Origin of the sequence: Bradyrhizobium sp. SPXBL-04, from assembly GCF_051853035.1 — a bacterium.
Classification (GTDB): domain Bacteria; phylum Pseudomonadota; class Alphaproteobacteria; order Rhizobiales; family Xanthobacteraceae; genus Bradyrhizobium; species Bradyrhizobium zhanjiangense.
The window spans coordinates 809621-833407 of record NZ_CP182472.1 but is presented as its reverse complement, the minus strand read 5'-3'; the positions used below and the strand labels follow the sequence as shown (position 1 = coordinate 833407).

Genomic DNA, 23787 nt, shown 5'->3' with positions numbered 1-23787 from the left:
CTTGCCCAGGATAGTGATGAGGAGCTGACACCGAGATCTTGTCTCGATGTCAGCGCCGCATCATGCCGCAACGCCCTCGGGCGTCTGCACGACATTGGCGAGCGAGCTGTGCGTGCCCTTGGTCTCGAACGGGATCGCACCGGTCGAGCGGATGTTCGCGGACGCGACCTCGGCACCCCTGTGCTCGAACCCCTCGGGCATCACCACCTGGATGCGGTGCGGCTGACCCGTCACCGGATTCTTGATCGGCTCGACGTCGGTTTCGAGCACGCCCCTGACGACGAGTTTTGCGACGCGTCCGTCCTTGTCGAAGGAAAATTCGAAGGGCGCAAAAATCGGATCGTGAATGGTGGTCACGATCAGGCTGAAGATGTGGAATAGCGTGCCCTCGGCCGAATGCTTGCCCGACAGAATGTTGAACAGCGCCTGCTGTTGCTCCGGCGTGGCGCGCTCGTCGACGATGGGCTGCATCTTGCCGTTGCCTTCATGCAGCGCGCCGGGGAAATCTACGACCACGGCGAAACAGAGGCCATCGAGCTTGACGCCCTCAAAATGTCCCGCGGTGATCCGCATGCCGACCATGCCCTTGCAGTATCCGTGGGTGGGGGGAGCATTGAAATCGCAGGGGCAGCCAAACGCGCAGTTGCAATTCTTCATCCATTCGCCTTCGAGACGCCAGTCCGGTGCAGCCATGGCACATCTCCCAATGTGAGCGGGGAACGCGGCAGCCGTAGAGGATTTTGTTCAGCGTTATGTCGAGGCAATGCGAAAAAGCGCGAGCGGGATCGAGTCCGATCAGAAGGCCGGCATCGCGGGAAAGTCTGTGGCCAGCTGCCATTCACTGTCCCTATGGCCAAGAGCATATCAGCGGCAGCCGGGCGCGTACAGCGAACGGACGCGGCAGAGCAGCCGGGCTTTCAGGACGTCCGAAATCAGAAGAATGGAAAATAAAGCTGCGGACTCCCTATACGATTGAAATATCTATATAATTCCAACCCGCCGCTTTCCCGCTCATGGCCGTAGCGACGGCGAGTGCTTTCCATGAAGGCGGGATTGGCCTCGTCTTGCCATCACACCGAACCGTCCCTGGCAAAAAAGTCCGTGCAGCGGCGGCGTGCATGGATAGCGCTAGCCTAGCGCGTGCGTTGCGGCCGCCGCGCCTGGGATCACGGATGAGGTGAGCGTGCGCTTCGAACGTCCAACTCAGTTGCGGCATGCGAGGGCAAGGCCTATGCTGAAGGCCGGCAATCACGCAGCCGCCCATCGTGCGGCGGGGGCAGCCTCACGGTGGATGGTTGTATCCATCCGAAAGGCGAAGCCATGTCCATCGCCCCCACACTGCATCGGTATCTGGCTGCCGAGAACATCCAGTATGCCGAGATCCCGCACGATCTCACCATGTCATCCACGCGCACGGCGCAGGCTTGCCACGTCTCGGGCGATCGCCTCGCCAAGGCCGTCGTGCTGCGGCACGACGGCGGCTATATGCTCGCGGTCGTGCCAGCATCGCACCATCTCAACCTGCCGGACTTGAAGGAGAGGCTTGGCGAGGATCTCGCCATGGCCAACGAAACCGAGATCAACCAGCTGTTCATGGACTGCGCGCACGGAGCCATTCCGGCGGTCGGCCGGTGCTACGGGCTCGATCTCATCGTCGATGACAGCATCCGGGCCCAGCCCGAGGTCTATATCGAAGCCGGCGATCACGAGACGCTGCTCCAGCTCACCCATGCGCAGTTCGAGCGCCTGACGGCCAGTGCACCGCATGGACGCTTCAGCATGCATGACTGACGCGACATGGCGGCGAGATGCTCCCGGTACGCACCGTCACGGCGTGCGTGCGGCCGCGCTCGGTTCGATGTATAGTTAATTCAGCGGGGGCTGCGTTCGCAACGGAGGTCCTCCATGAAAGTCAGAGACGTGATGCACAAGGGCGTCGATTGGGTCAGCCCCGACACCCCGATCATCGAGATCGCGAAGTTGATGCAAGGGCACGACATCGGCTGCATTCCGATCGGCGAAGGCGACCATTTGGTCGGGATGGTGACCGATCGCGACATTGTCTGCAAAGGTCTTGCGAGCAGGGACTTCAACGCCGCGCGCATGACGGCGCGGGACGTGATGACCGAAGGTATCCATTGCTGCCGGGAAGACGATGATCTGGCGAAAGCCGTGCATCACATGGAGACGCTGAAAATCCGCAGGCTACCCGTGATCAACAAGAGCAAGCGGATGGTCGGCATGATCAGTCTCGGTGATATCGGCCAATCCGCCACCCCTGATCTGTTGACGCAATGCGTCAAGAGCGTGTCGGCCCATCATCATTGAGGCAAGGCCGGCTCGATTCCGAACCTTCGTCGGATCGCCCGCAGCCCCCCGCGGGCGCGGAGTGCTCTTGAGCGTGCATTGAGCGCACTGTTCACCGCAGTTCGGCTTCGCCGCACTCGGCGGCGAGCGCTGCGGCGCGTCATCACCGCAGTCCGCGTCGTAGCGTCGCATCATTCCGAACATTCTTGCCAAACCCCTGCGCAAGACTTTGACTTGTTCCAATAAAAAAGCAGCCGATCCGCAAGGGATCGCTATTTCCAAAGGGGAGGAGGCAACCATGACCAAATCAAAGAAGGGCAGCACTTCGAGTCGCCGCAGCTTTCTCAAGGTCGCTGCTGCGGGGGCCGCCGCGACGGTCGCCGCGCCGAGCGTCGTCAGCGCCCAGGGGCCGATCAGCATGCGCTGGCAAAGCACCTGGCCATCAAAGGACATTTTCCACGAATACGCCCTCGACTACGCCAAGAAGGTCAACGACATGACCGGCGGCGATCTCAAGATCGAAGTGCTGCCGGCAGGCGCTGTCGTGCCCGCCTTCGGCCTGCTCGATGCCGTGTCCAAGGGCGTGCTCGACGGCGGCCATGGCGTGCTGGTCTATCACTACGGCAAGCAGACCGCGCTGGCGCTCTGGGGCTCGGGACCGGGCTTTGCGATGGACGCCAACATGTTGCTGGCCTGGCACCGCTATGGCGGCGGCAAGGAGCTCCTGGAAAAGCTCTACGCGTCGATCAACGCCAACGTCGTCTCGTTCCCCTACGGTCCGATGCCGACCCAGCCCTTCGGCTGGTTCAAGAAGCCGGTCGCAAAGGTCGAGGACGTCAAGGGCCTGAAATTCCGCACCGTCGGCATCTCGATCGACGTGTATTCGGGAATGGGTGCAGCCGTCAACGCGCTGCCCGGCGGCGAAATCGTAGCTGCCATGGACCGCGGCCTCCTTGACGCGGCCGAGTTCAACAACGCTACCTCCGACCGCGTGCTCGGCTTCCCCGACGTCTCGAAGGTCTGCATGCTGCAGAGCTTCCACCAGAACGCCGAGCAGCTCGAGATCATGTTCAACAAGGACAAGTACAACGCGCTGCCGGACAAGATGAAGGCGATCATCGCCAATGCGGTGGACGCGGCTTCGGCCGACATGTCGTGGAAGGCGATCGACCGCTACTCCAAGGACTATGTCGAGCTGCAGACCAAGGACAACGTCAAGTTCTACAAGACCCCCGACGCCATCCTGAAGCGGCAACTCGAGATCTATGACGATGTGGCGAAGAAGAAGGCGGCGGAGAACCCGTTGTTCAAGGAGATCGTGCAGTCGCAGATCGAGTTCGCCAAGCGTGCCACGCAGTGGGAGCAGGATACCGTAGTGAACCGCCGCATGGCCTACGATCATTATTTCGGGCCGAACGCCGCGGCCAAGAAGATCTGATGACGAAATAAAGCCGGCAAGGCGCCGTCCGGACCACCCGCCGGACGGTGCCTTGTGCTATATTGGGGGTCATATTTAATGCCGAACCTTATCACATGAGTGTACGGCGCTTACTGCACACGATCGACGGCATCTCCACCTGGGTCGGCAAGGCAACAGCCTGGCTGATGATCCTGCTGATGAGCGTGGTCTGCATCGAAGTGTTCAAGCGCTACGCCGTGAACATGCCGACGGCGTGGATCTTCGACGCCGAGAACATGATGTACGGGTCGCTGTTCATGCTGGCCGGCGCCTATACGCTGGCGCAGAACGCCCATGTCCGCGGTGACTTCCTGTACTCCTCGATGCGTCCGCGCACGCAGGCCGCGCTCGACCTCGTTCTCTACTTCGTGTTCTTCATCCCGGGCATCGCCGCGTTGATCTATGCCGGCTACTTCTACGCCGCGGATTCCTGGGCCATCAACGAGCATTCCAACGTCACGGCCGAGGGGCCGCCGGTCTACCATTTCAAGACCGTCATCCCGATCGCGGGCGCGCTGATCATGCTGCAGGGGATCGCCGAGATCATCCGCTGCATCGTGTGCCTGAAGACCGGCGAATGGCCGAGTCGACTTGCCGACGTCGCCGAGACCGACGTCATCGAGGAGCAGCTCGCGCACTCTGAATTCGTGGACGAGGAATCACGCAAGCTCGCCATCGAGGGCGCGCAGCGCATCGATGAAATGGCGCGGCAGCGCGGCATGGGCGGGGACCTGAACACATGAGCGATCCAGCACTCGGCCTGTTGATGCTGACGCTCATCGTCGTCGTCATCATGATGGGCTTCGCCACGGCCTTCACTCTGATGGGCCTTGGCATGTTCTTCGGCTTCATCGCCTTCTACGACCCGTCGCAGAACTGGACGCACAACAAGGTCTTCGAGCTGATGGTCCAGCGCAGCTACGGCGCGATGACCAACGACGTGCTGATCTCCATCCCGTTGTTCGTGCTGATGGGCTACGTGATGGAGCGCGGCGCGCTGGTCGACAAGATGTTCTATTCGATCCAGCTCGCCTTCCGCCGCCTGCCCGCCTCGCTCGCGGTCACGACCCTGATCGTGTGCACGTTCTGGGGCATCGCCTCCGGGCTCGTCGGCGCGGTGGTGGTGCTGATGGGCGTGATCGCCTTCAACCCGATGCTGCGCGCCGGTTATGACGTGAAGCTCGCCTCCGGCGTCATCACCGCGGGCGGCACGCTCGGCATCCTGATCCCGCCTTCGGTGATGATCATCGTCTATGCCGCGGTCGCCGGCCAGTCCGTGGTCAAGCTCTATGCGGCGGCGATGCTTCCCGGCTTCTTCCTGGCCTTCCTCTACCTCGTCTATATCGTGGCCTGGGCGATGATCAACCCGAAGATCGCCCCGGCGCTGCCGGAGGAACAGACCCGCGTCAAGGTGCCGGAATGGATCAGGAATTTCGCGACGCTGTATTCGCCGAACCTGTTCGTCGGCCTGTTCAAGGCGCTGCTCTCGCCCGCAAAGGCGAAGATGCTCCAGATCGACGGCAAGCCGATGGGCTATGGCGCGATCGTGCAGAACTTCGTCATTTCGCTGGTGCCGTTCCTGATGACCGCAGCCGCGCTCGGCACGGTCTGGTGGTACGTCGTGATCCACCAGCAGGCCGGCGCCCCGAGCGAAGCCGTCGAGGGCCTGCAGCAGCTCGGCAGCCCGGTTGAGCCGAGGGAGCTGTCGCCCGCCGAAAAGGGACCGGACACCCAATTCTACATCTGGTTCGCGTTATCAGCCGCCGTGCTGGCAGCGTGGACGGCGCGCTCCTACTTGCGCATGGACGGCGAGCGCTTCGAAGTGTTGAAGCTCTTGACGTCGTCGGTGATGCCGCTCGGCATCCTCACCGTCGTGGTGCTGGGGGTGATCCTGTTCGGCATCACGACCGCGACCGAGTCCGCCGGAGTCGGCGCCGCCGGCGCCTTCATCCTCGCTATCCACGCCCGGACGCTCGACTGGAAGCGCACCAAGGAAGCAGTGTTCCTGACCGCAAAGACGACCGCGATGGTGTGCTGGCTGTTCGTCGGCTCGGCGCTGTTCTCGGCGGTATTCGCCATTCTCGGCGGTCAGGCGCTGCTGGAAAGCTGGGTGCTGTCGCTCAACATGACGCCCGTGCAGTTCATGATCTTGTCGCAGGCGATCATCTTCGTGCTGGGCTGGCCGCTCGAATGGACCGAGATTATCATCATCTTCGTGCCGATCTTCCTGCCGATGCTGAAGCACTTCAACATCGATCCGATCCTTTGGGGCACGCTGGTGTTCGTGAACTTGCAGGCCGCGTTCCTGTCGCCGCCGGTCGCGATGTCGGCGTTCTATCTCAAGGGCGTCGCCCCGAAGCACGTTACGCTGAACCAGATCTTCGCCGGCATGATGCCCTACATGCTGATCGTGATCCTGTGCATGGTGATCATGTATCTCTGGCCCGGCATGACGCTGTGGCTGCCGAACTATCTGTACGCGAGTTGAGGCGCAGCGGGGCGCACCGGGCGCCCGAGAGGCGCGCTCCCTGAGCAACGAGCGAGAGCGTTGCTCAACGGTGCGGCCCCATGAAATCAATCAATCCGGCTGCAAAGCCTTCAGGATTCTCCTCGGCGATCCAATAGCCTGCACCGGGGAGCGGGAGGACCCTCGGATCGGTGCTGACCTCCTCCATCATGCCGCGCACAGGGGAGGCGGTCGGGCTCGTCGCGCCGACCGCAACCAGCACCGGAATTCTCAGCTTGCCCTTGTTGGCGAGAAGATCGCGATTGTCTTTCGAATCCTGGTCAAACGATCGATAGAGTTCGAACGCCGCGCGCATGGCGCCCGGCGCCGTGTAGGCCGTCAGATAATCCCGGAAATCCGCTTCGGTGATGGCTGCCGGATTCGATATCCGGAAGTTGAAGAACCATTGCAAGTATTCTCGTTCGCGACCCGACACCAGTAGCTCGGGCAAGTCCCGGACTTTGTGGAACGAAAACTGCCAGTTGCGCGAATTGCCGGACAGTTGGTCGAAGATCGCCGTTCCCGGTAGCGGAGCATCGACTGCGACGAGATGAGCGACGTCCTCGTGATAGGTCTGCGCGAACGCGTAGGCCACCATGAGTCCGATATCGTGGCCGACCATCGCCACCGGGCACGACAGCTTCAGGTGCTCGTAGAGCAGCCGATAGATGTCAGTGGCCATCGTGCGCTTGTCGTAGCCGGAAAGCGGCTTCGACGAATTGCCAGCGCCCCGATAGTCAGGGCAATGACGCGAAAGCCCGCATTGGCCAATCGCGGAATGATGTGACGCCAGGCTCGCCACGTCTGCGGAAACCCGTGCAGCAGCACAACCGTCCGCGGCCCGCTTCCGGCGACCACATAATGGATGCTGACGCCAGGTTCGATATCCGCGGTGGCATGTTGCAGCGATGGGCTGTCCGGTTTGCCGATACTGGATGAGGCAACGCGTTGTTCCACGTGGTTCTCCTCTCAATCTTCCTGCCTGAACTCGCCACTAACGCGCGCTGGTATTTGGCTGAATCGCCATCGCGCGCCAGCTCCTTGATTGAGCACGATCTTTCCGGAAACCTGCTGCATACTTTTGCGGATCATGCTCTGGACTAGAACATGCCGTTGGCGTTAGCCGCCGTTGCTTCGGTGAGGGGCTGGCGCACGTCCCAATGCTCGATGATCTTGCCGTTCTCGAGCCGGAAGATGTCCACGATCGCCAATCCCAATTCGCTCGGTTGGCGCTGCGCGTGAACGTGAAGGATGACGAAATCGCCATCGGCGAAGACGCGCTTGATGTCGCTGCGCAACTCGGGAAATTGCTTCTTGAGGTCATGGACGAAAGAGCGAAAGCCGTCGATGCCGTCCTTGATCATCGGATTGTGCTGGATGTAGCGCGGTCCGAAGTGGGTGGCGGCGGCATCAAAATCCGACTGCCTTAGTGCGGCATCGTAAAATGCCAGCACGGTCTGCTTGTTGGCTTCGCGGATGTCGTCTCGGGCCTGGGATGTTCCGGCATGAGCCGGCACAGCGCCGGCCGAAGCCAAAGTGAGTCCGAATGTTCGCCTGTCAATCATCTGGCTTCTCCTGGAATGCGGGGGGCTTGTCAGCCGGGATCATGCGGTCTCAATGACCTTGCTCGGAGCGTTGTCGATGCCCGGCTTGGCAACCGGCCGATGCGATCGGGCGGCGCTTGGCAATCGCGACGACACCAGCGCGGCGGTCGCCGAGAGTCCGGCCGTCAACAGCAAGACCGCGGAGTAGCCGGCCGCCATGGTCTTTGCCGTCGCGAGATTTCCAAAGCCGCTGAACACGGCGACGGCCGCGGCCGCGCCGCAGGCCCATCCCAATTGCCGCATCGTATTGTAGATGCCGGACGCTTTGCCCATGTCGGCGGGCGCAACGGAGCCGAGTACCGCGCTCTGCACCGCGGGCATCGCGATGGCTATTCCAACGCCCGCCAACACCAGTGGCGCGACCCAGGCGCCATAGTCATAGGCGCCAGCGCAAAGGGCTGACATCCACAGCAGCGCAGCGCTCTGCAGCAGCAGACCCGCCACGGCCGGGGCCTTCTCTCCGAAGCGACCGGCGGCGATGCCGCCAAGGGGCGCAACGGCGAACAGCGATATCGTCCAAGGCAGCATCCTTTCACCGGCGCCCGACGCCGTCGCCTGCTGGGCAATCGAAAAATACTGCGCCATGAACATCAACGTACCCATCATGCTCATGAACATCAGCAGACACGCGAGATTGCCGGCCCTGAACTGAACCGAGGCGAGCAGTCGGCCCGGCACCAGCGGATGCAAAGCCCTGCGCTGCCAAGCGAAGAAGGCAAGCGTTGCCGCGGTCCCGGCCGTCAGCGCCGTGACGACCGTCACCTCGGACCAGCCAGATACATTGCCTTCCGACACGCCCCAAACGGTAGCTGTCATCGCCGTCGTCAGCAGGGTGACGCCGAGCCAATCGATTTGAGCGGCGACACGATCGTTGCGCTCGATGCGCCAGCCCGCGAGGAGCGCCGTCACTGCGCAGAGCGGCAGATTGATCCAGAACACCCAGCGCCAGCCGAGAGCGTCGACCAGCAGGCCACCAATGACCGGTCCGGACAATACGGCAAGGCCCGTGATGCTGCTGAACAGGCCCATCGCGCGCGGCCGTTGCGCCGGCGTCACCGCCGTTCCGAGCATGGTCATCGCGACCGGTACAAGCAGCGCGGAAGCCGCGCCCTGCAGCGCCCGGGCTGCAATAAGCCATCCAATCGAAGTCGCGGCTGCGCAGCCTGCTGACGCAACGGCGAAAGCGGACAGACCAAGAATAAACATCGTACGGCGCCCGATCCGATCGCCAAGCGCTGCGCCCGCCATCAAGAGCGCGGCGAAGCTCAGGCTATAGGCCGTCATCGTCCAGTGCAGATCTGACAGCGGCGGCGACAGGTCGCGGCGGATGGCATCCAGTGCCGTGGTGACGACCATGCCGTCCATCACGGCGATGAACGAGGCCGCCGCGATCAAGCCCAGCACCCAGCGCTGCTGGCCGGTGAATCTTTCGACACTCACGTCTGCTCCTCATCATTATGGACTGATCGGTCCGCATTAGATCAAAAAATTTTTATGTCAGTGCATTCAGCACCAGCGCGAGCGTCTTCCTCCGGCCGTCGGTTTCGAAACCGGCACGTCCCAGCACCTGAAGGCCGTAAAGATTAGTGATGAGAAAGCCCGAGAGCGCATCTGCATCGACCCCGGATGCGAACTCTCCTCTCGCCTGCCCCCGCAGGATGGCGTCACGGTACGCCCGCTGCAGCCGCTCGAGTCCGCGACGAACGCGCGTGCGGACGAGTGGGTCGTGCCCTGCCAGCTCCGTCGCGCAAACTTGCAGGAAACAAATCTTGGAGGAAGGCACAAAGCCCAGGATCTTCTCGAAGCTGCGCATGATCGCCACTCGCGCGGGTCCGCGTTGCAAGTCTTCGATGTTCGCCTGCAGCACGGTATCAATGTAACGGTCAAGTGATGCCAACAGCATTTCGTGCTTGCTACCGAATACTCCGTAGAGGCTGCTTTTGCTCAAACCAGTCTTTTCGAGCAGATCGTCGAGTGACGTCGCCTCGTAACCGGCGCGCCAGAACTGCTGGAGCCCGCTGTCCAAGACCTTCTCGTAATCGAATTCTCTAGGTCGCGCCATTTTTTTGGACCGATTGGTCTGAAATTGATATTCCCCCAAATCGATCTAGTCAGTCCCCCACGGATGTCCAAGCTATCCACCGATGGAGGCCCGCGAATGTGTATTTCCGCCCACGATTTTTGATCTCTGCGAAATGGTTCCCAAAACGCGAAAAGTGATCCTTCCAGGTCGCCTGCGCCGATATCGCAAGAATCGGTGGTTGCGGGGGCTCGCAACACCCGATTCCTGCGATTGATCGAGCGGGCCATTCCAAAGCTCGCTGCATAATCATCGCTGCAAGACGGATGCGAAACCTCGTCTCAGCTGCAGCGGCTCCGCCGAAGCAATTGATCGCTAACCTTCCTGCTCCAAGCGTTTCGATTGCCATGTCGATACCGCGGCCGACCATTCGACGAATAGCCCATCGCGCACCCGCAGGATTTCGATCCCAAACACCTCCATCCGTATCCCGGAAACGCTGTCGATCCACGTTCCCGTCCATGACGAAGCGATTTGGGAATCTCGGATGAATTCCAGCTTCTTGGAAAGCCGGTAGTCGCGCATCGCCGAGAATCTCCGGAGCAGCAGTTCTCGCAGCGCGTCCTTGCCTGCAAACGGAGGATTGGCGCCGTAGCGAACGCACACATCGTCGGCAAATCCTTGCAGGATTCCATCGACGTCACCGGCCGCGAACAGCTTTTCATATTCTCGCAATGCGGCCTGGACGGCGTTGTCGGTTGGCTCAAGAAGCTGCATGTCATTCTCCTGTCGATCAAACCGGACGTTGCCCTTCGCGGCCCGCCGCCGCGTCGCCGGCAAGGTCGGCAAGGAAATCCGGAACCGGTCGCTTGCTTGAATAGAGAAATTTCACCATTGGCCTGACTACGCTGCGTACCGCCGGTCGGGCGCTCATCGCGTCGCGCCAGCGAAGCAGGGCCGGCGTCGTCGCATCCAGCGGCGCACCCATTCGTTCAGCGAACAGCTGCGCCATGTAGAAAGCGATATCGGCGTAGGAGAAGCTTCCCGCGAGGAACCGGCGGTCGGAGAGAATCGCTTCCATTTCCCTGTAATACGCCAAAGCAACTTGCTTCGCTGCGGCGGCGGCAGCTGCATCTGGGTTCTTTCGCAAATTCATCAGCCGGATAATGTGCGCAAAAAACACCTCGTCCGATTTCAACTCGAGAATCCTCGCCCACGCTCGCGCCGCAGGTCCCGACGGCCAGAGCGCCGGCACCGGCTTGAGATCTTCGAGATATTCGAAGATTTGGGTCGAATCGAAGATTTCGAGATCACCGTGCACCAGCACCGGCACTTGCTGCTTTGGATTGATCCTCACGACCTCGGGATGCTTGGGCTCGTAGTCCGAAACGAAAGGGACCATGATTAGCTCGAAATTGAGCCCCTTCTCCCGGGCCGCGATTTCGGCCTTGGCTCCAAACATGCTGAGCGGGCCGGAATAGATGCGCATGGTCGGCTCGACGCTGGTCATCGCAGTCTGCCTTCACTTTGGGAGAGCGTGAATGCTGCGGGTGACTTCCGCTCTCGGCTACGGCCGCAGTAGTGAGCGCGAGGTCGGCGACAGCCGCAAGACTTGCGGCCTCCCGTACAGCCTGCGGACCAAATCGGGGTAGACGTCCGACCGCCAGCCCCCATCATGGCCGATGGCCGTCAGATATCGATGATACGCATCAATGCTATCGAGGGCGGCGAATGACACCACCACATGCTCGTTCTCACGCAATGGCAACCGCGGGAAATTGTTGGCGCTGTATTCGCGCGTGAAAAGGCCGAAGGATCTGGCGCCGGCCCGCGCCTGCAGCGGCTCTACGGCATTGAAGAAGAACTCGAAGAAATCCGGCTCTGGACGATCCGGGAGGTAATACAGCGTCACCACGATCAGGCCGCAGGGAGGCGGCGATTCGAGCGCCGGGCGCAGCGCCGGATCGTGCAAGCGGAAACCGCGCTCTCCGCTTACCGGCTTCAGCATCAGCGCATCGGTACTGTCTATCATGCTCGTCCGGGCCTTCTCGCCGTAACGCGCCCATGCCTCGCTGTGAAGATAGAATGCATTCAGCGCCCGCGCCCTCGACGGCATGTCATCGAAGCCGCGCATCCATACGAACTTGTTGGGATCGCCGAGATCCCTGAACTGACCGATCAACCTCATGTCGCAGGCTTCCTGCGTCTCCACGAACTGGCCATCGAACAGGTTGATGAACTCGTCGCGCGTTCCCGGATAGAGCGTGTATTGCCGGAGATCAATGATCGGACTGGCGAACGCCCCGGCATGTATTGGGCTCGCTGATGCCTGCGCTGTGTCAGTTGCCACGGATATCTCCAAACAGACCGATTGACCTGTTTGTAATACAGACCGGTTGACCTGTTTTGTCAAGTTGCTATTTTCTGGGAATCGAAGCCTTGAGGATTCTATTGATGCCAATAGCAGCACGCAGCCGATCGAACGCCCCTGACGAGACCAAGCGTCGCGTGCTCGACGCTGCTGCCGCGGCCTTCCAGTCGCGCGGCTATCATTCGACCACGACTCACGAGATCATGCGCGACGCGGCGGTCACGGCCGGCGCCATGCATCACCATTTTCCATCCAAGAAGAGCATTGGGCTCGCGGTCATCCGCGAACGAGTGTCGCTCGCGGTAGAGCAAACCTGGATCGAGCCCGTGCGGTTGGCTCGAAGCGGGGCGGAAGGCGTCAGGCAGGCATTCGCCGCGATCGCGAACACACTGGACAGGCGCGGGAGCGTGCTCGGATGCCCGCTTGGCAACTTGGCCATCGAGCTGTCGCTGGCGGACCCTGATTTCCGTAGAGAGCTCCAGGACGTCTTTGACAGCTGGCAGCGGGCAATCGCCGACAAATTCAGGGCCGATCACAAATCTGGCGAACTGAGGCATGGCAGCCCCGACGAGCTTGCTACCTTTGTCGTGGCTTCTTACTCGGGTGCGATGGCGATCGCGAAAGCCCGGCAGGATTCACTGCCGCTCAAGAGCTGCGCAAAGCAACTCGCCGCCTTGTTCGAGGATCACGCGAACCGGCGGCCAACTAAGGTAAAGCCGTCAAAATGAAAAAGCCCGCCAAAGGCGGGCTTGCTTTACTTGATGTCGGCGGATTGGTTGCGGGGGCTCGACTTGAACGTACGTGAACTTGGCGACCCCTAGGGAGAGAAATCCGCGAACGTTCCGCCGATCATCTAGCGAACGCAATCGTGCAAGATCGTACTTGCTGGTGGAAAAGCGTAGTTTTGGTGCCCAGGGGCGGAATCGAACCACCGACACTGCGATTTTCAGTCGCATGCTCTACCAACTGAGCTACCTGGGCGTGCTCCAAGAGAGGGGCCAAAGCCCATCGAGCGGGCGGTTTATAGTGGGCTAGAAGCGGCCTGTCCACCCGGCTTCGCCTGAAGGCTGCGCCGGGCGCGGCGCGGCTGTGTACAAGGTGGGGCGGGCTCGCCGCGGCTGGCGCGCGGCGCCTCCCGATCCGAACAAATCCTTGATATCACTTGCTATTCCACGTCATCGGTCTCGTCGTCGCGGCCCGGGATGACGTAGGAGCCTTTCAGCCAACGGTTCAAATCGACGTCGCGGCAGCGCGAGGAGCAGAACGGGCGGGTGGCCTCTGACTGCGGCTTGCCGCAGATCGGGCAGGTCTTGAGGGGGGCGGCGGGCGTTTTGACGTGATCGTTCATGGTCGAGACAGCTTACACGAGGTGAGGCAGGTCAAGCGCCTGCCGGCAAACGAGTTCCTCGGGCGAGGGCGCAGGCGCCCCGCCCAGGGCCCGCGGGCCAATTCTACTGTGCATGGGGTTGTTTTCGCGTTTTTTGTCGGCGGCGCTGTCAGGCTCACACCGCGATGGCGTTGAGCCAGCCGAAGCGGGTCGGAAAGCCCTCGCCGCCGAGCAGGGCCGTGGTCTCGTACAGCGGCAGGCCGACCACATTGGTGTAGGAGCCGACCATCTTGACCACGAACGAGCCGGCGATGCCCTGCACGGCATAGCCACCGGCTTTGCCGCGCCATTCGCCGGAGCCGATATAGGCCTGAATGTCGTCTTCCGAGAGGCGCTTGAAGCGGACGCGGGTCTCGACCAGGCGCTGGCGGAAGGCCTCGCGCGGCGTCACGAGGCAGATCGCGGTGTAGACCCGGTGGTTGCGGCCCGACAGCAGCCGCAGGCACTGCGCGGCTTCGTCGACGAGGTTGGCCTTGGGCAGGATGCGGCGGCCGACCGCCACCACGGTGTCGGCAGAGAGGATGAAGGCGCCGCGCAGCTCGTCATCCAGCTGCACCGATTTCAGCGCCGCATCGGCCTTGGCCCGGGCGAGGCGGTTGGCGCAGGCGCGCGGCAGCTCGCCCCGCTTCGGCGTCTCGTCGACGTCGGCCGGCCGGAGTGCATCCGGCTCGATGCCGGCCTGGTTGAGCAGCGACAGGCGTCGCGGCGAACCGGAGGCAAGTACGAATTTGGGGCGGCCGAGCATCAGGTGATTTGGGGGATGAAGCAGGAGTGAATTGCGCGCGGAACCTATCGGAAGGGGGCCGGTTTCACAACCCGGGAACCGGAGGTTTGCTGATTCGAAGTTGCCAACACGCGTGTGCCTGCGCTCTGTGACGCGGGTGTTACGGTTGCCGCATCCTACCCGCTCGCCGCACCCGCCTTCGCGAATCGCCGGCGGATGCGCATCAAGAGCTGATCGCAGACCTCGCGATAGGCAGCGAGCTTCTGGTCACGGCTGCCTTCGATGGTGGTGGGATCCTGCGTCGGCCAGTATTCGACGTCGGCGGCGAGCGTGCGGGTCAGCTCCAGCGCCCTGTGGTGCGCCTCCGGCGACAGCGTGATGATGAGGTCGAAGTTCAATCCCTCCCAGTCCTCCAGCTCCTCGAAGGTCTGCGGCCTGTGGGCGGAGATATCCTGGCCGAGCTCGGCCATCACCGACACCGCAAACGGATCGAGGTCGCCCTTCCTGGTGCCCGCCGACCTCACGTAAAGACCCTGCGGAAACATGTGCTGCAACAGGCTCTCAGCCATCGGCGAGCGCACGCTGTTCATCGCGCAGGCGAATAGCACCGATTGCGGATCGCGTGCGCGTGGGGGCGCAGCCATCCGCTTTTATCCTTTCCAATGCAGGACGGTAATGAGCGTGAACAGCCGGCGCGAGGTCTCGAAGTCGACCCGCACCTTGCCCTTCAGCCGCTCCTGGAGCGTGCGCGATCCCTCGTCGTGGATGCCGCGGCGGCCCATGTCGATGGCCTCGATCTTGTCCGGCGTCGCGGTCCGGATCGCCTGATAGTAGCTGTCGCAGATCATGAAATAGTCCTTCACGATCCGCCGGAACGGCGTCAGCGACAACAGATGCGCGACGACTGGCGTCCCGTCCTCGCGGCGGATGTCGAACATCAACCGGTTGCCGGTGATGCCGATATGCAGCGTGAACGGTCCCTGCCCGTCGGCGCCGTCGGGCGCGAACAAATTCTGCTCGATCAGGTCGTAGATCGCGATCGCGCGCTCATGCTCGATGTCCGGCCCGGAACGGCCGATCGAGTCCTCGTCGAGCGTGACGCCGACGATGCGATTGTTGGAGTCGTCCTGTTCGGGCGGCTTTGTCATGACAGATTGAGGCGCAATCCAATCGAGCGCGAATGGGCGTCCAGCCCCTCCGCCTGTCCGAGCGTCATCGCGGCCGGGCCCAGCGCACGCAGCTGATCCGGGCCGCATTTCAGGATCGAGGTGCGCTTCATGAAGTCGTGCACCGACAGCCCTGAGGAGAATCGCGCCGAACGCGCAGTCGGCAGCACGTGGTTGGAGCCACCGACATAGTCGCCGATCGCCTCCGGCGTATGCGCCCCCAGGAACACCGCACCGGCGTTGCGGATCTTCGCGGCGAGCGCATCGGGATCAACAGTCATGATCTCGAGATGTTCGGCCGCGATCGCGTCCGCGAGCGGGATGGCGTCAGCAAGATCCTTCACCATGATGATGGCGCCGAAATCGGCCCACGAGCTGCCTGCGATCGCGGCGCGCGGCAGCGTCTTCAGCTGCGCCGCGACCGCCTTCTCGACGTCGGCGGCAAGCCGCGCGGAATCGGTGATCAGGATCGATTGCGCGCTGGCATCGTGCTCGGCCTGCGCCAGCAGGTCCGCGGCGATCCAGTCGGCATTGCCGGTGTCATCGGCGATGACCAGCACCTCGGAGGGACCGGCGATCATGTCGATTCCGACCTTGCCGAACACCAGCCGCTTGGCGGCGGCGACATAGGCGTTGCCGGGGCCGACGATCTTGGCGACCGGCGCGATCGTCGCGGTGCCGTGCGCGAGCGCGGCCACGGCCTGGGCGCCGCCGACGCGATAGATCTCGGTGACGCCACCGAGCGATGCCGCCGCCAGCACCAGCGGATTGAGCTTGCCGTCGGGCGAGGGCACCACCATGACGAGGCGCGCAACGCCGGCGACCTTCGCGGGCACGGCGTTCATCAACACCGAGGACGGATAGGCCGCGGTGCCGCCGGGCACGTAGAGGCCGGCGGATTCGATCGCGGTGTAGCGCCAGCCGAGCTCGACGCCGAGCGGGTCGGTGAAATGTTCGTCCGTCGGGAGCTGGCGGCGGTGATAGGTCTCGATGCGGTCGCGCGCGAGCTTCAGCGCGTCCAGCGTCGCGGCATCGCAGGCCTTAGTCGCCGCTTCGATCTCGGCGGCTGTGACGCGCAGCCCCGATGCATCCAGCGTCAGCCGGTCGAACTTTGCGGTGGCCTCGAGCAGGGCCGCATCGCCCCGCTTGGCAACATCGTCGACGATCGCGCGCGCGGCGGCCTCGACGTCGGCCGAGACCTCGCGCTTGGCGGCGAGGAAGGCCGCGAATCGCTGGTCAAAGTCGGCGCTGCTGCGGTCGAGACGAACGGGCATATTGGCTTGGCTTCTGGCTGGTCTTTTGGGGCGGATTGGCTCACCCGACCCCCTGCTCAATGGCGCGGCCGGGAAGCGGCGTCAACCCTTGGGCCCGGCCGTTCCTCTCCAGCGCCGTCCTGGCGACGGCCAGGGCCCATTACCACCAGCGGATGTGTGGAGGCGCAATTGGGCCACATCTCGTTTCAACAACGAGGCCTTAGGGTTGTGGGTCCTGGCTTTCGCCAGGACGACAGCGGAATGCGTGGCCTTGGCATGCCACCTCACCCCTCCCCCGCGATCCCCGGTCCCGTTCCCAGCGCGTCCGCCCCGAGGTCGGTCAGCTCGCATTCCAGGCATTCGACGTCGAGGCGGATGGCGCCGCCCTGGGCGAACAAAAGCAGGGCGCTGCCACTCGGCTCCTCGTTGCGGCCATCCTGGGGGTGAAACTCGATGCCGATGAGGTCCAGGATCTCGTCCGGCGCGGCGAGGTCGATGTTGCGCGATTTGCAGGCAAGCACGCGGTCGAAGCGGAGCGCGGCGACCAGCCGGCGCGGCTCGGCCTCGCCTTCCAGCGTCTGCTCCCAGTCCAGCCGGCTCATGCCGATGACAAGCCGTTTCTCGCTCTGCCGCCAGATGATGTCGGAGGCCTGGACACGGGCGTCCTGGACATGGGTCGAGATCACCGCGAGATCGTCAGCATCGAGTGCGATCAGCTTGAGCTGGGGAGACATCGCCGGCGCTTCTCCTTCAGGGCGGACAGGACTCAACGCGCGCGGGCGCCGAAATTTCCGCGGCAAGCTAACTGTCCCGCACACTTGAGGCTATTGATATCCTCCATCTCCAGCACGTTCCGCGGATACCCCTCCCAGGCGACGCACCCCCTCACCCGTCTCGCCGCCGCGCCATAGCCGATGCGAAGCATCGGCGTTCTAAGGACGGCGGCCGAAGGCCGCCTATGCCACCCTCTCCCGCAAGGGGAGAGGGAGGGTAATCGTGAAGCTCACTCCTTGAAGAACGCCAGGAGGTCCGCGTTGATGGTCTCGGCGTGCGTGGTCGGCATGCCGTGCGGGAAGCCCTTGTAGGTTTTCAGGATGCCCTTCTTCAGCAGCTTGGCCGACAGCGGTGCGGAATCGGCGTAAGGCACGATCTGATCGTCATCGCCGTGCATCACCAGCACCGGCACGGTGATCTTCTTCAAATCCTCGGTGAAGTCGGTCTGCGAGAACGCGACGATGCCGTCGTAATGCGCCTTCGCGCCGCCCATCATGCCCTGGCGCCACCAGTTCTGGATCACGGCTTCCGACGGCTTGGCGCCGGGACGGTTGTAGCCATAGAAAGGACCCGCGGGGAGGTCGCGATAGAATTGCGTACGGCTGGCGGCGAGTTGCGCCTGGAGACCGTCGAACACGCTCTTCGGCAGGCCGCCGGGATTGGCAGGGGTCTGCACCATCAGCGGCGGCACGGCGGACAGGATCGCCGCCTTCGCGACGCGGCTCTCGCCGTGACGCGCGATGTAGTGCACGACCTCGCCGCCGCCGGTGGAGTGGCCGACATGGATGGCGTTCTTGAGGTCGAGATGTGCGGTGAGCGCGGCAAGGTCGTCGGCGTAGTGATCCATGTCGTGGCCGTCGGCGACCTGCGTCGAGCGACCGTGGCCGCGGCGGTCATGGGCGATGACCCGATAGCCGTGCGTGACGAAGAACAACATCTGCGCGTCCCAGTCGTCGGCCGAGAGCGGCCAGCCATGGCTGAACACGATCGGCTGGCCCGAGCCCCAATCCTTGTAGAAAATCTCGACGCCGTCTTTGGTGGTGATGGTGGGCATGGATTGCTCTCTTTCGGTGAAATCATCTGCGCGACGCGCGAACCAGCACGCGCCGATGATCCGCAGATAGTTGCGCGAGACCCCGAATGCGATGCATCGCGTCAACTGGGAACGTTGAGAATCGTGTGATCAGGCAAACGCCATCGGCCTGAAGCGGCGCCAGGCGCCGATGGTCAGTAGCACGAAGAACACCAGCACGATGCCCTGCACCACGGCGAACACCGGCCCCGACGGCGGCGCCGGCGGCACGGCGGGTGCAAGCGCGGCGAGCGCCGGCACCTTCAGGAACGACTGGATCACCAGCACGAAGACGTTGAAGTAGAGCGAGACCATCGCGGTCACGATGTAGACCGGGCGCCAGACGCCTTGGAGCTTCATGCCGTAGAGCGCGATGCAGGCGATCGCCAGCAGCACCAGCGAGATGATGCCGATGATGTGCGAGGGCAGCAGCTCTTTGAAGGGAAACAGGAAGCCGGTTGCGCTGGTGAGGATCGTGAACAGCAGGAAGATCGCGGTGATGCCCGGCATCGACTTCGAGCCGAGCAGGCCGAACATCACGACGAGGCCGGCGGCGATGGCGATCAGGCTGATGATGACATGGATCAGCGTCAGCGCGGGCAGGCTCAACCCAAGCACCATGGCATCTCTCCTACTCTCCGCATTGAGACGATCAGAGTAGTATGACGGTCCTCATGGGATTGTCACCTGCGTTGGTGTCCCACATGTGCGCGCAGCCATGCGTCATCGTGCGAATTGACAAACGCATGCTCGGATTTCTTGCAGCGCTGTCACCAACGACGGCAGTTTGTAGCCCGGATGGAGCGCAGCGAAATCCGGGGATCTCGCTTGTAGATGCTGCTGTCCCGGATTACGCTTCGCTCCATCCGGGCTACGAGCTTTCAATCGATCGTTGCAACATCGGCCCGCGATCGGCGGGCCGATGCGACGCGGCTCACACTTCCTTGGTGTCGAAGATCAGGAGGTCGGCACCGCCGCTGGCGAATTTCGGTACGTCGCCAGCTGCCGCCTTGCCTTCCGCGCTGCCGAATGCCGACTGGATGGCGGCCACGCTGTCAAAGGTGAGGATGGCGACGAGGTGGATTCCGGAAGGCCCAGCGGGGGAGCCGACCGTGCCCGTGCTGACCGCGTACTTCTTCAAGCCGGGAAGTTTCTTCGCGAGCGGAATGTGCGTCTCGGCATAATGCTTGTCGAAAGCCGCAGCATCCTTGGGCGTCTTGTAGAGCACGACGAGTTCAGCCATTTAGTCCTCCCTTGAACAGATTGTGTTTAGACCCCATGGTGAGGAGCGTGCGAAGCACGCCTGCGGACGATGCTTTCGCATCGCCGCGCGAACCATGAAGGCCCGGGTCGTCGTTCCGGGCCTGCATCCTTCGAGACGCGCGCTTAGGCGCGCTCCTCAGGATGAGGGGATAGTCTGTAGTTGCCGACAAGATGGCAAGCCACATTCCGCTTGCCATCCGCTTGTCTTCTGCTTGCCTAAAGCGCCGGTTTTGCGGCGTCGCCGAGATAGCCGTGCAGGGAGGCCACGACCTGCGCGCCTTCGCCGATGGCGCCGCCGACGCGCTTGACCGAGCCGGAGCGGACGTCGCCGACGGCGTAGACACCCGGCACCGAGGTCTCGAGCGGCGCCACCAGCTTGCCCTGGTTCTGCTCGGACTGCGCACCTGTCACGACGAAGCCGCCGCGATCGAGCGTGACGCCGCAACCGTCGAGCCAGGAGGTCGCGGGATCGGCACCGACGAACAAAAAGAGATTGCGGATGTCGGCAGAATCCTCGTCGCTCGACAAGCGGCTCTTCCAGCGGATCCGCCGCAGCAGCGCGGCCTCATCGCCTTCGAGCGCCGTGATCTCGGTGTTGAACATCAATTCGATGTTCGGCGTCGCTTCGATGCGCTCGATGAGATAGCGCGACATGCTGGCGCCCAAACCGCCGCCACGGATGATCATCAAGACTTTCTTCGCATGACCCGACAGGAACACGGCGGCCTGGCCAGCCGAATTGCCGGCGCCGACCAGCGCCACCTCCTCGCCGGCGCAGAGCCGCGCCTCGACCGGCGAGGCCCAGTACCAGACGCCGCGTCCCTCGAACTTGTCGAGGTTGTCGATCTCCGGCCGGCGATAACGCGCGCCGCTCGCGACCACCACCGCGCGTGAGCGCAAGGGATCGGCGCCGTCGAGTGCCACCGAAAATGCGCCGTCCTTGCGGGTGCAGTCGAGCGACTTCACCGTCACAGGGATCATGATGTCGGCGCCGAACTTCTGGGCCTGGGTGAAGGCGCGCGCGGTCAGCGCCTGGCCGGAAATGCCGGTCGGAAAGCCCAGGTAGTTTTCGATGCGCGCGCTGGCGCCGGCCTGGCCGCCGAAGGCGCGGGTGTCGAGCACGGCGACGGACAGCCCTTCGGACGCCGCATACACCGCCGTGGCGAGCCCGGCCGGTCCGCAGCCGACGACCGCAACGTCGTAGATGCGATCACCCTTCGCCCCGCCGATCATGCCGATGGCGCGCGCAAGCTCGGTCTCATTGGGGTTGCGCAGCACCGCGCCGCTCGCGGCGACGACCAGCGGCCAGTCTTCCGGCTTGGGCGAATAGCGCGCGATCAATTCGGCCGCATCGCGATCATTTTCGGGATCGAGCAGATGATGCGGCTGGCCGTTGCGGGTGAGAAAGCCCTGCAGGCGCACCACGCCGGCCGAATGCGACGGACCGATCAGCACGGGACCGCCGATGCCGCCCTGGATCAGATTGACCCGGCGCAGGATCAACGCGCGCATGATGCGCTCGCCAAGCTCGGCCTCGGCGACCAGCAGCGCGCGCAGCCGGTCCGGCGCCAGCAGCAGCGTCTCGACATCGCCCTCGGCGCGGCCGTCGACCAGCGCCGGCTGTCCCGAGAGCTGGCTGAGCTCGGCCAGAAATTGCCCCGGCCCCTGGTCGATCACCGGGGTGACATGGCCAAGACCATCGCGCTGGGTGATGGCGACATGGCCCTTCAGCACGACGAACATGCCGGGTCCCGGCTTGCCGGTCTCGAACAGGAACTCGCCGTCGGCATAGCGGCGGACCTCGCCGAAATGCCTGATGCGCTCGATCTCGGCAGGCATCAGCGCCGGAAAGGTCTGCTCGGGGCGGGTGAACCGCGACATCAGCGCGTCGCGATCGGTTCGTTGCTGTTCGTCCTGCCCCATGGCCACTGTCGTGCACTCCAAAATGTTAGTCGTCGGCCTTGCCGGCGGGCCCCTCATTTAGGGACTCATCGTCGTTGTGCGAGGGCTCGGCCATTGCGGCGCGTTCGCGCGCCTGCACCTTCCGCCGCTTCAGGTTTTCGCGCAGGGCGGATTTCAGCCGGTCCTGTCGCCCGTCATGGCCGCGTGCTGCGGCTTTATCGGTCTCGTCGATCATCATCCGGGCTCGTCAAGAAAGGGCCGCGTCGCGGTTTAGCATGCCCAAGGAATACGACAGCTCAAGAGGCCCGCGCGATCCGATCGTGCGAACTTCAAAATGGGCCGAATCCGACCGCACAGCCAACTGGCCAATTGGCTGGGGGACATCACTGGGACCAAAATCGTCCAAAATCGGTCATTTCGGGGCAAAAAGGCCATCTCCGGTCGGCAACGGCGCTGATTTTCTCGATTTGGCGGGGCCGGCAAGCTTGCACATGAGGGGGCCTTGTGGCATCCATCGCCCCGCTTGGCGGGCCCAGTCGCGGCCCGATTCTGTGCCAGCATTTGCTGCCGTAGCTCAGTGGTAGAGCACTCCCTTGGTAAGGGAGAGGTCGACAGTTCAATCCTGTCCGGCAGCACCAGTGTTCCACACATGACGAGGCGTTCTCGCGGCGTGAAGTGCCCGAGTTTTGCTCTATTCCGTGCCCCTCTTCGGTGAAGAGGGCGCAGGGAAGGCCGGGTGCCGGCTGGCACCCATGGTCCGCTGCGCGAAGAATTTGCACACGCAAATGCGCAGGCGGAGAACAGGTGGGCCGGAAAACACCCGGCCTTCCCTGCGCGATGGTTTGACGGCTTATGCCTGCTCTCCCCGGAGCCGAGTTCCTTCTGGCCTCCGTCACCTCGCGAATTGACGATGCCTCGCGACCCGGTTGAGCCTCAAAGCATCTCCGCAAGGCTTGACCGTAGCAACGACGGTCAGGACCACATGGTTTTGCCGTACGCAGCGATCCGGCTTCGCCCATAAGGCTCCGCCGGACACGGGCGCCGTCCGTCCGCACGCAGCACGACCTCACGAGGTTCATCTCGCCCTGGCCCCCACCTTCGCGTGCCCGACGCTGCCGCGTCCACCGCACCCCGGCCCACGTTTCGTTACGACGTACGATCGTCCCTCTCCCCGGACCGGGATGGCAGGGAGAATGCCGCAATTCCGAATTTCGGTAAAGTGGAATATTTTTGCGGCGGGGGATTGACGGGATTTTGCGGGAGGCGGGGGTGTGTTGCCCGACGGGATCAAAATCGTCGCGACCGACATCAGCTATTGACTCGAAGCGGGAGTTCTACTGAACGGCCATCTCGCCTGAAATCGCGTAGTCTTTGGACGCTCGTTGGGGTAATTTCTTGTTGCAACTGATAACCGCGAGCGCATCATTTCCGCCGCGACATCAAGGGAGGACGATCATGACCTTCCGCGCACGAAGCCGTTTTGCTTTCTTCGTCTTATTCTCGCTACTGACTACGGCTGACGTAGTTCGCGCGGGCAGTGAGGACGAAGTGAAGGCTCTTTTTGCAAGATTTGTCGCGGCACAAAACGCTCACGACCTCAAGGAGGTTGGCGAGGTTTTGCACGATTCGGCTCAGTTTTTGTGGATCACGCGTGGCGCGGCTATCTGGGGCCACGACGCAGCACTCAAGCGTTTCGAGGCCTTGTATCAAGGCACTTGGTCCCTCGACCCGAAGATGGACGAACTGAAGGTGATCGAATTGCAGACGGGAGTCGCGCAACTCTACGTGCCGGTGACCTTCATGATTTCACCGTCTGGGCAGACTGCGCAGCCTACACGATTCTTGTTGAATCAAGTGCTGGTGAAGACGGGTGACGGTTGGAAGATAACGAGCATTCTTCCAATTCCTGCGCCTCAGCCATAGACTAAATTTTTTCGAATGGGCTACGGACGATGTGGCGCGAGCTTTTCGAAAAGATG

At 62.9% G+C, this 23787-nt stretch carries 26 protein-coding genes and 2 tRNA genes; 8 read left to right on the top strand and 20 right to left on the bottom strand.

Going from position 1 to position 23787, the window contains the following annotated elements:
* Nucleotides 1–60: 60 nt before the first annotated feature.
* Nucleotides 61–693, bottom strand: coding sequence for a DUF1326 domain-containing protein (locus ACNJX8_RS03845; RefSeq protein ID WP_128942358.1), 633 nt, complete (start codon nt 691–693; stop codon nt 61–63).
* Between the two features lie 627 nt (nt 694–1320).
* Here ACNJX8_RS03845 and ACNJX8_RS03840 point away from each other — a divergent pair.
* From ACNJX8_RS03840 to ACNJX8_RS03820, 5 genes are all read left to right on the top strand, one after another.
* Nucleotides 1321–1791, top strand: a complete 471-nt coding sequence (locus ACNJX8_RS03840; protein ID WP_128947201.1) for an aminoacyl-tRNA deacylase — start codon at nt 1321–1323, stop codon at nt 1789–1791.
* A 114-nt stretch (nt 1792–1905) separates the two neighbouring features.
* Entirely contained in the window at nt 1906–2328 is a 423-nt protein-coding gene (locus tag ACNJX8_RS03835; protein ID WP_439359675.1) for a CBS domain-containing protein, read from the top strand.
* Between the two features lie 277 nt (nt 2329–2605).
* Nucleotides 2606–3745: a TRAP transporter substrate-binding protein gene (locus ACNJX8_RS03830; RefSeq protein ID WP_128931130.1), complete on the top strand. Its 1140-nt coding sequence runs from the start codon at nt 2606–2608 to the stop codon at nt 3743–3745.
* A gap of 95 nt (nt 3746–3840) precedes the next feature.
* Nucleotides 3841–4509, top strand: coding sequence for a TRAP transporter small permease subunit (locus ACNJX8_RS03825; RefSeq protein WP_128931129.1), 669 nt, complete (start codon nt 3841–3843; stop codon nt 4507–4509).
* Entirely contained in the window at nt 4506–6254 is a 1749-nt protein-coding gene (locus ACNJX8_RS03820; RefSeq protein WP_439359674.1) for a TRAP transporter large permease, read from the top strand. The genes ACNJX8_RS03825 and ACNJX8_RS03820 overlap by 4 nt, the downstream gene beginning before the upstream one ends.
* Nucleotides 6255–6318: 64 nt before the next feature.
* Here the strand turns inward: ACNJX8_RS03820 and ACNJX8_RS03815 are convergent, their stop codons facing one another.
* The 7 genes from ACNJX8_RS03815 to ACNJX8_RS03785 all read right to left on the bottom strand — a co-directional run bounded on the left by ACNJX8_RS03815 (nt 6319) and on the right by ACNJX8_RS03785 (nt 12309).
* Nucleotides 6319–7074, bottom strand: a complete 756-nt coding sequence (locus ACNJX8_RS03815) for an alpha/beta fold hydrolase (protein ID WP_439361803.1) — start codon at nt 7072–7074, stop codon at nt 6319–6321.
* A gap of 298 nt (nt 7075–7372) precedes the next feature.
* The gene (locus tag ACNJX8_RS03810; RefSeq protein WP_439359673.1) at nt 7373–7837 is read right to left on the bottom strand and encodes a nuclear transport factor 2 family protein; all 465 of its coding nucleotides are present in this window, start codon (nt 7835–7837) and stop codon (nt 7373–7375) included.
* A gap of 39 nt (nt 7838–7876) precedes the next feature.
* Nucleotides 7877–9316, bottom strand: a complete 1440-nt coding sequence (locus ACNJX8_RS03805) for an MFS transporter (protein ID WP_439359672.1) — start codon at nt 9314–9316, stop codon at nt 7877–7879.
* A 52-nt stretch (nt 9317–9368) separates the two neighbouring features.
* Nucleotides 9369–9902 carry a TetR/AcrR family transcriptional regulator gene (locus ACNJX8_RS03800; protein WP_439359671.1) on the bottom strand — a complete coding sequence of 178 codons (534 nt, stop codon included), beginning with the start codon at nt 9900–9902 and terminating at the stop codon, nt 9369–9371.
* A gap of 369 nt (nt 9903–10271) precedes the next feature.
* Complete coding sequence (locus ACNJX8_RS03795; RefSeq protein WP_439359670.1) at nt 10272–10673, bottom strand: nuclear transport factor 2 family protein; 402 nt, start codon at nt 10671–10673, stop codon at nt 10272–10274.
* Between the two features lie 16 nt (nt 10674–10689).
* Nucleotides 10690–11406 (bottom strand): glutathione S-transferase family protein, encoded by a 717-nt coding sequence (locus ACNJX8_RS03790; RefSeq protein ID WP_206734367.1) that lies wholly within the window; start codon nt 11404–11406, stop codon nt 10690–10692.
* Nucleotides 11407–11463: 57 nt separating this feature from the next.
* Nucleotides 11464–12309, bottom strand: a complete 846-nt coding sequence (locus ACNJX8_RS03785; RefSeq protein WP_439359669.1) for an NIPSNAP family protein — start codon at nt 12307–12309, stop codon at nt 11464–11466.
* Between the two features lie 95 nt (nt 12310–12404).
* On the opposite strand from ACNJX8_RS03785, the gene ACNJX8_RS03780 reads away from it, so the two are divergent.
* The gene (locus tag ACNJX8_RS03780; RefSeq protein ID WP_245508756.1) at nt 12405–12995 is read left to right on the top strand and encodes a TetR/AcrR family transcriptional regulator; all 591 of its coding nucleotides are present in this window, start codon (nt 12405–12407) and stop codon (nt 12993–12995) included.
* A gap of 177 nt (nt 12996–13172) precedes the next feature.
* Here the strand turns inward: ACNJX8_RS03780 and ACNJX8_RS03775 are convergent.
* The 12 genes from ACNJX8_RS03775 to ACNJX8_RS03720 all read right to left on the bottom strand — a co-directional run bounded on the left by ACNJX8_RS03775 (nt 13173) and on the right by ACNJX8_RS03720 (nt 22043).
* A tRNA-Phe gene (locus ACNJX8_RS03775) sits at nt 13173–13248 on the bottom strand.
* Between the two features lie 184 nt (nt 13249–13432).
* Nucleotides 13433–13615, bottom strand: a complete 183-nt coding sequence (gene yacG, locus ACNJX8_RS03770; protein ID WP_130215572.1) for a DNA gyrase inhibitor YacG — start codon at nt 13613–13615, stop codon at nt 13433–13435.
* A 154-nt stretch (nt 13616–13769) separates the two neighbouring features.
* Nucleotides 13770–14399 (bottom strand): Maf-like protein, encoded by a 630-nt coding sequence (locus ACNJX8_RS03765; protein WP_128931120.1) that lies wholly within the window; start codon nt 14397–14399, stop codon nt 13770–13772.
* A gap of 155 nt (nt 14400–14554) precedes the next feature.
* Nucleotides 14555–15022, bottom strand: a complete 468-nt coding sequence (locus ACNJX8_RS03760; protein WP_128942888.1) for an arsenate-mycothiol transferase ArsC — start codon at nt 15020–15022, stop codon at nt 14555–14557.
* Between the two features lie 6 nt (nt 15023–15028).
* Complete coding sequence (locus ACNJX8_RS03755) at nt 15029–15526, bottom strand: UPF0262 family protein (protein WP_091895172.1); 498 nt, start codon at nt 15524–15526, stop codon at nt 15029–15031.
* A complete protein-coding gene (gene hisD, locus ACNJX8_RS03750) occupies nt 15523–16818 on the bottom strand; it encodes a histidinol dehydrogenase (RefSeq protein WP_439359668.1) in 1296 nt (431 codons plus the stop codon). Before hisD ends, ACNJX8_RS03755 begins: the two co-directional genes overlap by 4 nt.
* Nucleotides 16819–17081: 263 nt before the next feature.
* Nucleotides 17082–17531, bottom strand: a complete 450-nt coding sequence (locus ACNJX8_RS03745; RefSeq protein ID WP_439359667.1) for a DUF2948 family protein — start codon at nt 17529–17531, stop codon at nt 17082–17084.
* A 269-nt stretch (nt 17532–17800) separates the two neighbouring features.
* The gene (locus tag ACNJX8_RS03740) at nt 17801–18625 is read right to left on the bottom strand and encodes an alpha/beta fold hydrolase (RefSeq protein WP_128947211.1); all 825 of its coding nucleotides are present in this window, start codon (nt 18623–18625) and stop codon (nt 17801–17803) included.
* A 129-nt stretch (nt 18626–18754) separates the two neighbouring features.
* On the bottom strand, nt 18755–19264 hold the full coding sequence (locus ACNJX8_RS03735; protein ID WP_439359666.1) for a hypothetical protein: 510 nt from the start codon (nt 19262–19264) through the stop codon (nt 18755–18757).
* A 313-nt stretch (nt 19265–19577) separates the two neighbouring features.
* Nucleotides 19578–19886 carry an EthD family reductase gene (locus tag ACNJX8_RS03730; protein ID WP_128947213.1) on the bottom strand — a complete coding sequence of 103 codons (309 nt, stop codon included), beginning with the start codon at nt 19884–19886 and terminating at the stop codon, nt 19578–19580.
* 236 nt (nt 19887–20122) lie between these two features.
* Nucleotides 20123–21829: an FAD-dependent oxidoreductase gene (locus ACNJX8_RS03725; RefSeq protein ID WP_439359665.1), complete on the bottom strand. Its 1707-nt coding sequence runs from the start codon at nt 21827–21829 to the stop codon at nt 20123–20125.
* Between the two features lie 25 nt (nt 21830–21854).
* On the bottom strand, nt 21855–22043 hold the full coding sequence (locus tag ACNJX8_RS03720) for a hypothetical protein (protein ID WP_091895228.1): 189 nt from the start codon (nt 22041–22043) through the stop codon (nt 21855–21857).
* A 328-nt stretch (nt 22044–22371) separates the two neighbouring features.
* On the opposite strand from ACNJX8_RS03720, the gene ACNJX8_RS03715 reads away from it, so the two are divergent.
* Nucleotides 22372–22446 (top strand) — tRNA-Thr (locus tag ACNJX8_RS03715).
* An 817-nt stretch (nt 22447–23263) separates the two neighbouring features.
* Nucleotides 23264–23731 carry a YybH family protein gene (locus tag ACNJX8_RS03710; RefSeq protein WP_439359664.1) on the top strand — a complete coding sequence of 156 codons (468 nt, stop codon included), beginning with the start codon at nt 23264–23266 and terminating at the stop codon, nt 23729–23731.
* Nucleotides 23732–23787: the final 56 nt, after the last annotated feature.

Excerpts from the sequence above, each read along its gene's own strand:
- ACNJX8_RS03765 (WP_128931120.1), bottom strand. The coding sequence starts at position 14,399 with ATGCTCGGCCGCCCCAAATTCGTACTTGCCTCCGGTTCGCCGCGACGC.
- ACNJX8_RS03795 (WP_439359670.1), bottom strand. The coding sequence starts at position 10,673 with ATGCAGCTTCTTGAGCCAACCGACAACGCCGTCCAGGCCGCATTGCGA.
- ACNJX8_RS03825 (WP_128931129.1), top strand. The coding sequence starts at position 3,841 with ATGAGTGTACGGCGCTTACTGCACACGATCGACGGCATCTCCACCTGG.
- yacG (WP_130215572.1), bottom strand. The coding sequence starts at position 13,615 with ATGAACGATCACGTCAAAACGCCCGCCGCCCCCCTCAAGACCTGCCCG.
- ACNJX8_RS03835 (WP_439359675.1), top strand. The coding sequence starts at position 1,906 with ATGAAAGTCAGAGACGTGATGCACAAGGGCGTCGATTGGGTCAGCCCC.
- ACNJX8_RS03720 (WP_091895228.1), bottom strand. The coding sequence starts at position 22,043 with ATGATCGACGAGACCGATAAAGCCGCAGCACGCGGCCATGACGGGCGA.
- ACNJX8_RS03725 (WP_439359665.1), bottom strand. The coding sequence starts at position 21,829 with ATGGGGCAGGACGAACAGCAACGAACCGATCGCGACGCGCTGATGTCG.
- ACNJX8_RS03740 (WP_128947211.1), bottom strand. The coding sequence starts at position 18,625 with ATGCCCACCATCACCACCAAAGACGGCGTCGAGATTTTCTACAAGGAT.
- ACNJX8_RS03760 (WP_128942888.1), bottom strand. The coding sequence starts at position 15,022 with ATGGCTGCGCCCCCACGCGCACGCGATCCGCAATCGGTGCTATTCGCC.
- ACNJX8_RS03730 (WP_128947213.1), bottom strand. The coding sequence starts at position 19,886 with ATGGCTGAACTCGTCGTGCTCTACAAGACGCCCAAGGATGCTGCGGCT.
- ACNJX8_RS03830 (WP_128931130.1), top strand. The coding sequence starts at position 2,606 with ATGACCAAATCAAAGAAGGGCAGCACTTCGAGTCGCCGCAGCTTTCTC.
- ACNJX8_RS03820 (WP_439359674.1), top strand. The coding sequence starts at position 4,506 with ATGAGCGATCCAGCACTCGGCCTGTTGATGCTGACGCTCATCGTCGTC.
- ACNJX8_RS03710 (WP_439359664.1), top strand. The coding sequence starts at position 23,264 with ATGACCTTCCGCGCACGAAGCCGTTTTGCTTTCTTCGTCTTATTCTCG.
- hisD (WP_439359668.1), bottom strand. The coding sequence starts at position 16,818 with ATGCCCGTTCGTCTCGACCGCAGCAGCGCCGACTTTGACCAGCGATTC.
- ACNJX8_RS03735 (WP_439359666.1), bottom strand. The coding sequence starts at position 19,264 with ATGGTGCTTGGGTTGAGCCTGCCCGCGCTGACGCTGATCCATGTCATC.
- ACNJX8_RS03790 (WP_206734367.1), bottom strand. The coding sequence starts at position 11,406 with ATGACCAGCGTCGAGCCGACCATGCGCATCTATTCCGGCCCGCTCAGC.
- ACNJX8_RS03840 (WP_128947201.1), top strand. The coding sequence starts at position 1,321 with ATGTCCATCGCCCCCACACTGCATCGGTATCTGGCTGCCGAGAACATC.
- ACNJX8_RS03755 (WP_091895172.1), bottom strand. The coding sequence starts at position 15,526 with ATGACAAAGCCGCCCGAACAGGACGACTCCAACAATCGCATCGTCGGC.
- ACNJX8_RS03845 (WP_128942358.1), bottom strand. The coding sequence starts at position 693 with ATGGCTGCACCGGACTGGCGTCTCGAAGGCGAATGGATGAAGAATTGC.
- ACNJX8_RS03745 (WP_439359667.1), bottom strand. The coding sequence starts at position 17,531 with ATGTCTCCCCAGCTCAAGCTGATCGCACTCGATGCTGACGATCTCGCG.
- ACNJX8_RS03810 (WP_439359673.1), bottom strand. The coding sequence starts at position 7,837 with ATGATTGACAGGCGAACATTCGGACTCACTTTGGCTTCGGCCGGCGCT.